Source organism: Fibrobacter sp. UBA4309 (genome assembly GCF_002395745.1).
In the GTDB taxonomy this organism is placed as follows: Bacteria; Fibrobacterota; Fibrobacteria; order Fibrobacterales; family Fibrobacteraceae; genus Fibrobacter.
Genome location: NZ_DGUN01000052.1, coordinates 44280 through 56305, shown reverse-complemented (window position 1 = coordinate 56305; position 12026 = coordinate 44280). Strand labels below are relative to the sequence as shown.

Here is a 12026-nt window from a genome sequence, read left to right as displayed (position 1 = left end):
GCAGTCTGCCGCCGCATGATCGAAGAACTCACTGCCGAACCCGAACCGGGCCGCAAGTACAAGGGCAAGGTCAAGACGATCCAGCCGTTTGGCGCGTTCGTCGAAATCCTCCCGGGTCGCGACGGTCTTGTGCACATCTCCGAACTTGCCGACCACCGCGTCGATAAGGTCGAAGACGTCGTTCACGTCGGTGACGAAGTCGAAGTGCTCTGCCTCGGTGTTGACCCGAAGGGCAAGGTGAAGCTTTCTATGAAGGCGCTCCTCCCTCCGAAGGCCGCCCCGGCTGCTGAAGCTCCGGCTGCCGAAGCTCCGGCTGCTCCCGAAGCACCGGCTGAAGCCTAATTCGTTTATACGAAATTGAAAGCGCCCGGCCTAACCGCCGGGCGTTTTTTTGTTAGACGTCATCCTTGGCCTGTCAGAACCATCATTCTTGTCCAAGCGCAACGTCGCGTTATTTCTTGAACAGTCTCTTGATGGCGCCGCCGGGGCCGACCGTCTTCAGGTTGCTCCAAATAGTGAAGGGGAAGGCGAGAACCTCCGCGACGGGGCGCGGGTACTTCTGGAAAATCTTCTGGCGCTGGTTGATGCATTCGCGTACGTTCTCGGGGCGCCAGTTGCTACCGAAGTGGTGGATGCTTACCGTCTCGTCGGCGGTGTTGATTGCACCGTCCAGGAAACGCTTGGGAGAGAAGTACCATTCGGGCAATATGTCGAGCCCGTCGAACTTGTCGCAGGCGTTCGCGAGAATCTGCGGAAGCACGAGCTGTTCCACGGTCTCTTCGCTGTATTCGTAATGGTGCTCGGTGTAATATCTCAGGGCTTCTCCGATGATGGGGGAGCCTTTTTCGGCACCGAGGAAGGACGGCTCGATTCTCTTGGAGCCGTTCTCGTAACCGAGGATGTAGGAACGGTCCAGCAGGTGGTTCGGGGACATGAGCAGTTCCACGTCGGAATCGAGGTAGATTCCGCCTTCGGTGTACAAGGCGTAAAGGCGCATTGCGTCGGCGGCGAAAGCCCAGTTCTGCTGCTCAATGGCTTCAAGAATCCAGGGAATCCCTGTGGCAACAGCCTTCTCGTAGTCCCAGAAAATGCAGTTGTAGTCACTCAGATATTTTTCCCAGGATGCCATGCATTTTTGAACCTTTTCTGGAAAAGGTTCGTTAGAGAGCCAGCAATAGTGAAATATCTTCGGGATCATATCAAAAACTCCGTGTACATATTCTAACAATTTTTTGGGCGAATGAGATGACTTTTTTACAATTTTATATGTAAAAGTGCTTAAAACAGCGAAAAAATGGCTTTGGGTATTCCATTTTGGAACTTGAGGGAGGCTTGATTAGCCGTAAACATCCCATTTTTCTATCTTTGGCACCATGACAAAGTTTAGCGAATTTCCCTATGTTGCCGACCGCTTCAATGCCGTCCGCAGGGAAACTGTACAAGTCCGCGTAGGCGAGGCTTTGATAGGGGGCAACGCCCCCATTTTAGTTCAGTCCATGACCACCACCAAGCCCAAGGATGTCGAGAAGACGGTTGCCGAGACGCTTGCGCTCGCCAAGGTGGGCTGTGGCCTGGTGCGCATTACCGCCCCGACTTTTGTCGATGCGCAGGGCCTCGAAGAAGTGATGAAGCAGGTCCGTGCTGCCGGCTGCAAGGTTCCGGTGTCCGCCGACATCCACTTCCAGCCCAAGGCCGCGTTCGAGGCGCTCAAGTGGGTCGAGAAGGTCCGCATCAATCCGGGCAACTTTGTCGACACGGGTATCCTCACGCTCGAGAACCAGACGGACAAGATGTTCGACGAAGGCAAGGAGAAGGTGGCCGAAGCCTTTACGCCGTTTGTGCAGGAGGCCAAGCGCCTGGGACGCGCCATCCGCATCGGCGTGAACCACGGCTCGCTCTCGGCCCGCATGATTTACCGCTATGGCGACACGGTCGAAGGCATGGTGGAAAGCGCCATGGAATACTTGGCCGTGTGCGAGGCGGAACATTTTGACCAAGTTGTTTTAAGTTTGAAGAGCAGCAACCCGCGGGTGGCGATTGCCGCCTACCGCATGCTCGCCGCCCGCATCAAGCAGGAAGGTTTCAAGCCGTACCCGTTCCACGTAGGCGTGACCGAGGCCGGAGCCGGGGCGGACGGACGCCTCAAGTCTGCGGCTGGTATCGGTGCGCTTTTGCTCGATGGCCTTGCCGATACGATTCGCGTGTCGCTCACCGAAGATCCGGTGGCCGAAGTCCCGGTGGCGCAGGAACTCATCAAGGCGTGTGCCTTGCCTTCTGCGCCGATTGCATACAACGTGCCTGTTCTTGAAAAGGATCCGTACCATTACGAACGCCGTGCGACGACGCCTGTCGCCGTTTCTGGCGTGGAAATCGGCGGTGCAAATCCGGTGAAGGTCGGCGTGAAGGCCGACGCGATTGCACTTACCGGTGAACGCCGCAACGCTGAATTTGCCCTGCCGAGCCTGGAAGCCGCCCCCGTGGTGCAGTTCAAGGACGCGATGGATATCGCGGGGTTCGCCGCAAATCCGGCGAGCGTGCCCGCAGGTTCCGTGTTCTGCTACACCGGCGCCGAGATGGTTTCGGGCGTGCGCGCTCTTGCTGCCGCATTGGATGCGGCAGGTCGCCAAGACCCGATACTGCTCTACGCGAAGATTAACGACAGCGAGCGCGACATGCTCCGCGTGTCCGCCGACATCGGAAGCCTGGTGACGGACGGTCTTGGCGATGCCGTCGTTATCGACGGCTACAAGGGCGCGAAGGAAAGCGTTCTCCTTGCATTCGACATCTTGCAGGCTGCCTATTGCCGCCGCAGCAAGACGAACTTTATCAGCTGCCCGAGCTGCGGCCGCACCCTCTACGATATTCAGCAGGTCATGGGCAAGATCAAGGCCCGCTTCGGACACCTCTCCGACATTTCCATCGGCATTATGGGCTGCATCGTGAACGGCCCGGGCGAAATGGCCGACGCCGACTTCGGTTACGTGGGCGGTGGCCCCGGTCGCATTACGCTGTTCGAAGGCAAGACGGCCGTCAAGAAGAACATCCCCGAAGAAGACGCCATCGAGGAACTCGTGAACCTCATTAAAGAAAGAGGTCGCTGGCAGGAACCGTAATTGCAGAACGTCATGGCGAACTTGATTCGCCATCTAGATTCCGGGTCAAGCCCGGAATGACGTAAAGACAAAGTTTTAAACATCAAAACAAAGGACATAAAAATGGCAACTATTAAGACGATGAACAACATTTCCAAGAAAGGCTTGAGCCTGTTTGGCTCGTTCTACCAGGTTTCCGACTCCGTCGAGAATCCGGATGCCATCTTGGTGCGTTCCGCCCAGGTTGATACCGACAACTTTGACGGCCTGCTGGCTGTCGCCCGCGCCGGCGCCGGCGTGAACAACATCACTATCGACAAGGCCTCTGCGAAGGGCATCTGCGTGTTCAACACTCCGGGTGCAAACGCCAACGCCGTTGCCGAGCTCGTGATGACCGTGCTCGGCATGGCCGTCCGTAACGTGGACAAGGCCGCCGCATGGGTCAAGAACCTCGACACCACCGACCCGGACCTCGCGAAGACCGTCGAAAGCGGCAAGAAGAAGTTCGCCGGCATGGAACTCGCAGGCAAGACTCTCGGCGTCATCGGCCTCGGCAAGATTGGCGTGCTCGTCGCCAACTATGCCCGTTGGAAGAACATGCGCGTCATCGCTTACGAACCGTATCCGAACGCCGCCAACATGCACGAACTTTCCAACAAGGTCGAAATTGCCGACCTCGACACCGTGATTGCGAAGTCTGACTTCCTCACCGTGCACGTTCCGTTCATCAAGGGCGTTACCGAGAACTTGCTCAACCGCAAGAACCTGGCCGGCTTCAAGGGCAGCTACATCATGAACTTCGCACGCGGTGGTATCGTGGAAATGGCCCCGGTCAATGAGATGCTCGCTTCCGGTTCCCTCCAGGGCTACCTCTGCGACTTCCCGGATGCCGACCTCATCAAGAACGACAAGGTGACCTGCTTCCCGCACCTCGGCGCTTCCACTGAAGAAGCCGAAGAAAACTGCGCCGTGATGGCCGTCGAAGAACTGAAGGACTACATTGAATTCGGTTGCGTCCGCAATTCCGTGAACTTCCCGGCCCTCGTCGATCACCCGCATGCCGGCGTCAAGAGCCGCGTCGTGGTCATCAACCAGGACGTTCCGAACATGATTTCCGAAATCACGAAGGTATTCGGTGCCGAAGGCATCAACATCGCCAGCTTCTCTAACAAGAGCAACGGCAAGATCGGCTACAACCTCGTTGACGTCGAAAGCAAGGTCGATGACTCCATCATCGAAAAGCTCGGCAAGCTCGACAAGGTCATCAAGGTCCGCGTGATCCACTTCTAGTTTTCGTACATCTTCTCGATTTCTTCGGCGTATCGTTTTTCTGCGACGGTGCGCCGAATTTTTAATGTGGGTGTCAGGAGTCCTGATTCGACGGTAAGCTCGTCGCCGATGAGAGTCCACTTGCGGATTTGTTCCCAGTGGTTCAGCTTTCGGTTGATGCGTGCGATATGCCTGTTGATGGCTTCGCGGATACGCAGCGAAGACATGGCCTTTTCGACGCTGAATTCGTCGTGCGAGAATTTCAGCATGCGCCTTGCGCCTTCCGGGTTTAGCCAGATGACGGCCGAAACGAACTTGCGGTCGTTCGCGATCACGAGCGCCTGCTCCACTACGGGGTGACGGCTGAGTTCCAGTTCGATGGGGTTCGGGCTCACGTACTTTCCCGTGCTGGTTTTCAAAAGTTCCTTGATGCGCCCGGTGAAATTCAGGTAGCCATCTTCGTCGAAGAATCCCTGGTCGCCCGTCTTGTAGTAACCGTCCTTGGTAAAGATCGTTGCGTTCGTTTCGGGCATGTTGTGGTATCCGCCAAAGACGCTGTCTCCCTTGACCAGGATTTCGTTGTTCTCGCCGATTTTGACGTCGAGGTGGGCGAGGGGCTTGCCGATGGTTCCGGGCTTGTTGTCGGCCAGGCTGTTGACCGAAACGACGGGGCTGCATTCTGTCATGCCGTAGCCCTCGCGGATAGGGATGCCGATGTTCAGGAGGAATCTCAATATGGACTTGTTCAGTGAGGAGCTTCCGCTGACGACCAACTTGAAATTGCCGCCGATGGCATCGCGCATCTTGTGGTACACGAGCCTGTCGTAGAAGCGGTGCATCAGGGTGGGGCGCTTGCTCGGGACGGCAATCTTGGCGACCTTGATGGCGTTCTTGACGATATAGCGCTTGAATCCCCTGGCGCTTTCGTCGGCGATGGTCATGCTCTCGTAGATGCGTTCGAGAATACGCGGAACCACGACGACGATGGTGGGGTGGATTTCCTTGAGGATAATCGCGACGTTTTTCGGGTTGTCCGCAAAATAGGACGTGAGGCCGTTCAGCGTGTAGAAATAAACAGCCATGCGTTCCAGAACGTGCGCTACGGGCAATACGGTCAGTGTCTTGTCTTCTTTCCGGTTTATGTGGAACAGCGGAAGGAGGTTCTGGATTTGCGAGAGCATGTTGCGGTGCGTAAGCCGTGCCCCCTTGGGGCGTCCGGTCGAACCGCTGGTGTAGATGATGCTGAAGATGTCGTCAGGGTGGATCATCTGGATTTGGTCGTCCACCCAGCTGTAATACGTTCCCTTCTCGCTGACGCGGCGGCCTTCTTCAAGCATGTCTTTCCAGTAGACGGCGTTTTCGGGCAGTTCGCTATCCGAGTCGATGCAGATAATCAGCTTGAAACGGGGAAGCTGGTTCCTGAGCGGTTCGTCCAGTTCTTCGATAGAATGGACCACGAGATACTTGACGTGGGCGTCGTCGCTCTGGAACTGGAAGTTCTCGGAGGATATGTTCGGGAACAGCGGAACCGTCCGCGCGTGGTTTATCTGGATGGCGATGTCGGCCATCATCCATTCGGGGGAGCTCGGCGCGATGATGCCGACGCTGTCGTCCCGCTGTAGGCCGCGGCTGTTCAACGCGATGGCCGTGTATATGACCGTGTCGCGGAGCTCCTCGCGGGAGTAATGCCTCCACCCGCTTTTGACGCGCTTGTACCAGCCGCCAAAATCGTCGCGGGCACAGTTGACGAAAAACATCGAGGCGAGAGAGGTGAACTGGAGCGGTTCCATATTGACAAAATAAAATCTATTTTTTCAAAAGGACATAAAAAACGCATTTTTTTTCTTTATATTTGAAAGTATGCTTAAAAAACTCTCCGATTACGAGCAACATTTGCTGGCGATGGCCGGTTCCGGGATTCCGCTGACGGCGGAGCAGCTGCTTTCTGTGCGTACCCACATTGCCTTTTTCCAGCACGAACGCCTGGTCCACGAACTGGTGATGATTCTTTTTGCACTGTTGACTGTCGGGAGTTTCCTGTTCCTGGTGGCGTGTCCCGATTTTGCCGTACTGATACTTGCGGTTCTTTTCCTCGGGCTTCTTGTCCCGTATATCCGGCACTACTACGGTCTCGAAAACGGCGTACAGCGTCTGTACGACCTCTATGACCGTCTGGAACAGATTGACAGACAATAACTTAGCTTGCGCAGCCCTTGTCCGGCTTTCTCCGTGTCCGTTTGTGGCAGATGCGATGTGGTGGAGATTTTTTGTTTTTGCGTCTTAATAAAAATGAGAACATTATTTTGAGAAAAATGTAAAAATAAATAAAATTTATTGCTTTTTTACTTGAAATATCTATATTGTTCCTTGAAAATTTGAGAACATTCAAAAAAAGGATGTCCAAAAAGGGATGCTTATGGATTTCAAGAACCTGTCTATGGTTGCGGTGGTTTCGCTTTCGCTTGCCGGGGCGCATGCCCAGGTGACGGTGGGCGATGCGGGCGGCTGGCTCGAGTCGGCCTATGCGGAATGGACCGCTGACGGCTCCGATAGCTACAACGTGTACTACTCGGGAAACGGCGTTTCCGGTGCGAAGGTGGACGCGCAACTCGTGCGCAAGTACGGCTCCAAGTGGCGCGTCGACGTTCCGGGCCTCAAGGCGGGCGACTACACGCTGAAAATCGCTGGCGTGAAGGGCGGCAAGGAAGGCTCCTCCGCCACCACGAAGACGCTTTCCGTGAAGGCGCACGACCGCAGCGGTTTCGCCTTCAGCAACGGCCGCGTTCCCGGCGCCTACAAGAAGGACGGTACGCTCAAGGACGGCGCGGTGGTCATCTACGTTTCCGAGAGCACCAAGAATACGGTCTCGCTCGATGTCGTGACGAGCGGCAAGGGCGCTACGACCGCGTGCAAGGGCTTGCAGGCGATTCTCACGGGATTCAAGAAGGGCTACGACACGCGGCCGCTCGATATCCGCATTATCGGTAACGTGACGGATCCGGACTCCACCGACAAGGGCGACATCCTGGTCGACCTCGACAAGAAGGAGGAGCCGTCGCTCACTATCGAGGGCATTGGCGCGGACGCTACGGCGAACGGCTGGGGCGTCCGCATCAAGAACGCGCAAAACGTGGAAGTCCGCAACCTCGGCTTTATGAACGTGGACAGCGGGGAAGGCGACAACGTGGGCCTGCAGCAGGACAACCAGTATGTGTGGGTGCACAACTGCGACTTCTTCTACGGCGACGCGGGTTCCGACGCCGACCAGGTGAAGGGCGACGGCGCCCTCGACTGCAAGAAGTCCACCTACGTAACCTTCAGCTACAACCACTTCTGGGACAACGGCAAGTCGAACCTGCTCGGCCTTTCGGAAGGCTCGACGGACGGGCTCTACATCACGTATCACCACAACTGGTACGACCATTCCGACAGCCGCCACCCGCGCGTGCGCTACTACAGCGCGCACGTGTACAACAACTACTACGATGGCATCGCCAAGTACGGCGCGGGCTCCACGCTGGGCTCGTCCGTGTTCATGGAAAGCAACTACTTCCGCAACTGCAAGTACCCGATGCTCACCTCGATGCAGGGGAGCGACGTGTATGCGGGTAGCGAGAATCGCGACGAAAAGAACAATCCCACGTTCAGCAAGGAAGATGGCGGTACCATCAAGGCCTACAACAATTACATGGAGGGTTCCTACACGTTCATTCCGTATGGGGCGAGCGAGTACGTGCTGAAGGGGGCGGAAGCGGCCGCGGGCTCGATTGACACGAAGGCGGATTTCGATGCGTACGTAGTTGACAGCCGTAGCGCGAAAGTCCCGAATACAGTCAAGTCGTATGCGGGCGGCAACATCTACAATAATTTTGATACCGACAATGCGGTGATGTATAGCTATACCGCCGACGAACCTGCCGTGGCCAAGGCAAACGTGGAAAAGTATGCCGGTCGCGTGCAGGGCGGTGATTTCCGTTGGGAATTCGACAATTCCGAGGACGATGCCGCGTATGCCGTGAACCAGGCGCTCAAGGATGCGCTTGTGGCCTACAGGGGCTGGGATGGAAGCGTCATTCCGGGCACCGACCCGGAATCCAGCAGTTCCACGACCGTCATTCCGGGTGGAGCCAGTCCTGAGCAACGTCGAAGGAACCCGGAATCCAGCGTCCTCCCCGCCGTCCGTTACGTCGCCTCCGAAGCCCGCCTCGAAATTGTGGCGGAAGGCCCCTTCCGTGTTGACATTTTGCGCGTGGACGGAACGAAAATGTTCACGAGCCGTTCCCGTGAAATCGACATTTCGGCGCTCCGTCCGGGAGTTTATTTGGCCCGTTTGATTCGAAAAGGGCGAATTGATGTAAAAACTTTTTTAAGATAGTCCTTTTCCGTGAGATTCCTCAAATGTATCCAAAATTATTACATCAATAATTTGAGATATAATCTATCTTTACGACAAAAGGGATTGGTGGAACCTCAAAATAAGGATGTAGAATGAAAAAATTTCTAGCAATAATGATGCTGGCGGCCGTATCGGCTGCTATGGCGGTGGTGCCGGGTCGTGTAGGTCCGGTGAGCACGTACGGTAAGCTGGTGGCCAATGGTGGCAAGCTGTCGGGTTCCTGCCCGTCGTACAAGGACAAGACCGTGCAGGTCAAGGGCATGAGCCTTTTCTGGAGCTCTGCTGCAGATAGCGCCCTTGTTTACTATACATCCCAGGCTATGGGCCTCATGGTGAAGGACATGGGAATCGAAGTGCTCCGCTTCGCTCTCGGTGTTGCTGACGAAAAGTTTGACAGCCATGGTCGTTCCTATACGACGGGTGGTAAAAACGACCAGAAGGCCATGGTCACGAAGATGGTCCGCGCCGCTGTCGAAAACGACATTTACATCATCCTTGACTGGCACATTGAAAGCTCTTCGGGCTATACCAACGAAGCGAAGGAATTCTTTGCTTGGGCCGCCCAGGAATTCGGCCAGACTCACAACGTGATTTTCGAAATCTGGAACGAACCGACCGGCGATATGGGTACGGTGAAGTCCCATGCTGACGCTGTGATTCCGGTTATCCGCCAGTATTCCGACAACCTCATCCTCGTGGGTAGCCCGGGATGGTCCAGCCAGCCGGATGCCTGTGCTAATGCAGGCATTACAGACTCGAAGAAGAACTATGGTTGCACGCTCCACTTCTATGCCGCAACGCATAAGGTCGGCGGCGGTTACGACGCTGCTGCAAAGTCTGCTATGAGCAAGGGTGTTCCCGTGTTCGCTACGGAATGGGGTACCGTTTCTGCCGATGGTAACGGTTCTCCGGATGGCTCTGCTAGCCAGGCTTGGGTGAACTGGATGAACCAGAACGGCGTCTCCTGGGCGAACTGGTCTGCATCTGCTATCAGGGAACAGTCTGCGGCCTTTACGTCCTTGACTCTGAACCAGGGACTGAAATATTCTGAGTCTGGAAACATGGTGAAGGGATATCTCCAAGGTAGCCACAACTACAGCGATTGCGGCCTTGGCAACCACCTCGGTTCTGCCACTGCCGACGATGGCTTCTCTACGGGCGTTGCCAATGGTGCTACGACGGATCTCATCGATGACATGGAAGATGGTGACCGCTACACCTATACGGGTGGCTTCTGGTCTGCCTGGGCTGACTCCGACGATGATCACGATGGTCGTGGTTCTACGAAGATTACCAACAAGAAGTGGACTAACGACTTTGGTAAGGAAACCTACGATGTAATCGTTCCTGCCAAGGAAGGCAACGATTCCAAGTATATGGCTGCTTTGGAAGGCATTTATATTGATCAGGGATCCTACAAGTGGGCGCCGTATGTGGCCATGGGCTTGAACCTGACGAAGGATACGGCCGATTTCTCGCAGCTTTCGAAGTGCAATTCGATTTCCTACAAGTACAAGGGAGCTGCCCATAACTTCCGCGTGGAACTCTCTTCGATTACCAACTACAACTTCCACTATGTCGATGCTGAAGCTTCCAAGGATTGGAAGACTGTTGAATTGACCGCGGATATGTTCCAGCAGCATACCACTTGGGCCGATCCGCAGATTACTGATTTGAAGAAGAACTTGGGCAAGGCTAACCGCTTGGCTTGGGAAGTGAACGGCGTTGTTGACCGCCCTGCCTCCGAAATCCAGCCGCTTTTCAACTACCTCTATGTGGATGATGTCCGCTGCGATGGCGTTTCCATCAAGGCCATTTCCGCTAACGACGCCCCGACTTCTTCTTCGAGCACTGTAACGCCGAAGAGCTCTTCTGGCACTGTTATCGCTTCCTCTTCTTCTACCATTGCTCCGGTGTCCTCCTCTGTTGTCGTGAGCGAACTTGTGCTTATCGATGATGTCGAAGATGGTGACGAAGTCCTCAAGACGACGGGTACCTGGTACGCCTATACCGATAAGGAACCGGGTGGACTTTCTACCATTGCCAACGTTTATGATGACGCTCTTCCGGGCTACGTCGTGAACATGACGGCTGCTGACGATCCGACTAACGGAACTGCCGGTTTTGTTGGCCTCAAGGGTATTCTTATCAATCCGGGTACCTACGAAGAACGTCCGTTCGTCGCTCTCGGCTTGAACACGAATGCGGATACTTCTCTTGGTGTTGACCTGAGCGCTTGCAATGCCATTAGCTACCGCTATAAGGGCAATGCTCATGACTTCAAGATTCAGGATGGCTCCGTGACGGACTATGACTACCACCTTTACAAGAACCCCACCGTTGCCGACTGGACGACCGTTGTTATCAAGTTCGAAGACATCGAACAGATGGGCTGGGGCGAAGCTAAGGTCCTGAACTTTGCAAACATCAAGAAGATGGCTTGGGAAGTTCTGGGCTGGAAGACCTCCATGGATCAGCCGGATGTCGATTACCTCTTTGTGGACGATGTCAAGTGCGTGACCTCCACTGTCGGTATCAAGAAGGTTGCCCGTGCTGCTAGCGGCATCAAGCTCAGTGTGCAGGGTGCTTACCTGAACATCATTACGCCGAAGTCCGGCAACGTGAAGGTCCAGGTGTTCGACTTGATGGGCAACCTCGTCAAGGGCGTTTCCGAAAGTATGACTGCCGGTATGAACCAGGTCTCTCTCGAAAACCTCTCTCGTGGCAACTACGTTGTCCGCGTGATGATGGGTAGCGCAAGCACGACTGCCCGCGTCAGCATCCGCTAAGGGAACGTCATTCCGGCCTTTGAGCCGGAATCTGGAATTCTAGATGGCGGGTCAAGCCCGCCATGACGCAAGAAAAAAAATTGCCTCGGCTTTGCCGAGGCATTTTTCATATTAAATGTCATTGCGAGCCTCGAAGAGGCGTGGCAATCTCGTTATTGCAAATCGCGTTGCAGGATTTCGCACTTCTCCTTTTTCCACTCTTCAAATGTGTCGTCGGCGATGTGCTGCTTGGCTTCGCGCATCAGGTGCAGGTAGAAGTGCAGGTTGTGGATGCTCGCGAGCGTAAACCCGAGGGATTCCCCGGCGTGGTGCAGGTGGCGCAGGTACGCGCGGCTGAAGTTGCGGCAACAGTAACAGTCGCAATTCGGGTCTACGGGCTTGTCGAATTCCTCGGCATGGCGGGCGGCCTTGTAGCGTAGAACGCCTTCGCTCGTAAAGAGCATGCCGTTTCGCGCGTTGCGGGTAGGCATCACGCAGTCG

The 12026-nt window shown here is 55.4% G+C and carries 9 protein-coding genes; 6 read left to right on the top strand and 3 right to left on the bottom strand.

Annotated features, from left to right (window positions below; all coding sequences use genetic code 11):
- The coding region (locus B3M32_RS08220) for a S1 RNA-binding domain-containing protein (protein ID WP_290745211.1) at nt 1-342 on the top strand (342 nt) is incomplete at its 5' end.
- 109 nt (nt 343-451) lie between these two features.
- Here B3M32_RS08220 and B3M32_RS08215 read toward each other — a convergent pair.
- On the bottom strand, nt 452-1198 hold the full coding sequence (locus B3M32_RS08215; RefSeq protein WP_290745209.1) for a glycosyltransferase family 32 protein: 747 nt from the start codon (nt 1196-1198) through the stop codon (nt 452-454).
- Nucleotides 1199-1373: 175 nt separating this feature from the next.
- Here B3M32_RS08215 and ispG point away from each other — a divergent pair, with 175 nt between their 5' ends.
- Together ispG and B3M32_RS08205 are read left to right on the top strand one after the other, a co-directional pair.
- Nucleotides 1374-3113, top strand: a complete 1740-nt coding sequence (gene ispG, locus B3M32_RS08210) for a (E)-4-hydroxy-3-methylbut-2-enyl-diphosphate synthase (protein ID WP_290745206.1) — start codon at nt 1374-1376, stop codon at nt 3111-3113.
- A gap of 102 nt (nt 3114-3215) precedes the next feature.
- A complete protein-coding gene (locus B3M32_RS08205) occupies nt 3216-4382 on the top strand; it encodes a phosphoglycerate dehydrogenase (protein ID WP_290745203.1) in 1167 nt (388 codons plus the stop codon).
- Here B3M32_RS08205 and B3M32_RS08200 read toward each other — a convergent pair.
- Entirely contained in the window at nt 4379-6151 is a 1773-nt protein-coding gene (locus B3M32_RS08200) for an AMP-dependent synthetase/ligase (RefSeq protein WP_290745200.1), read from the bottom strand. The two genes, B3M32_RS08205 and B3M32_RS08200, sit on opposite strands and share 4 nt — an antisense overlap.
- Before the next feature lie 70 nt (nt 6152-6221).
- Here B3M32_RS08200 and B3M32_RS08195 point away from each other — a divergent pair, with 70 nt between their 5' ends.
- From B3M32_RS08195 to B3M32_RS08185, 3 genes are all read left to right on the top strand, one after another.
- A complete protein-coding gene (locus B3M32_RS08195; protein ID WP_290745197.1) occupies nt 6222-6557 on the top strand; it encodes a hypothetical protein in 336 nt (111 codons plus the stop codon).
- 220 nt (nt 6558-6777) lie between these two features.
- Complete coding sequence (locus B3M32_RS08190) at nt 6778-8736, top strand: pectate lyase family protein (protein WP_290745194.1); 1959 nt, start codon at nt 6778-6780, stop codon at nt 8734-8736.
- Between the two features lie 113 nt (nt 8737-8849).
- Nucleotides 8850-11546: a cellulase family glycosylhydrolase gene (locus tag B3M32_RS08185; RefSeq protein ID WP_290745191.1), complete on the top strand. Its 2697-nt coding sequence runs from the start codon at nt 8850-8852 to the stop codon at nt 11544-11546.
- A 152-nt stretch (nt 11547-11698) separates the two neighbouring features.
- On the opposite strand, the gene B3M32_RS08180 is transcribed toward B3M32_RS08185, so the two are convergent.
- Nucleotides 11699-12026, bottom strand: a 328-nt coding sequence (locus tag B3M32_RS08180) for a tRNA-guanine transglycosylase (RefSeq protein ID WP_290745188.1), incomplete at its 5' end; no start/stop codon positions are given.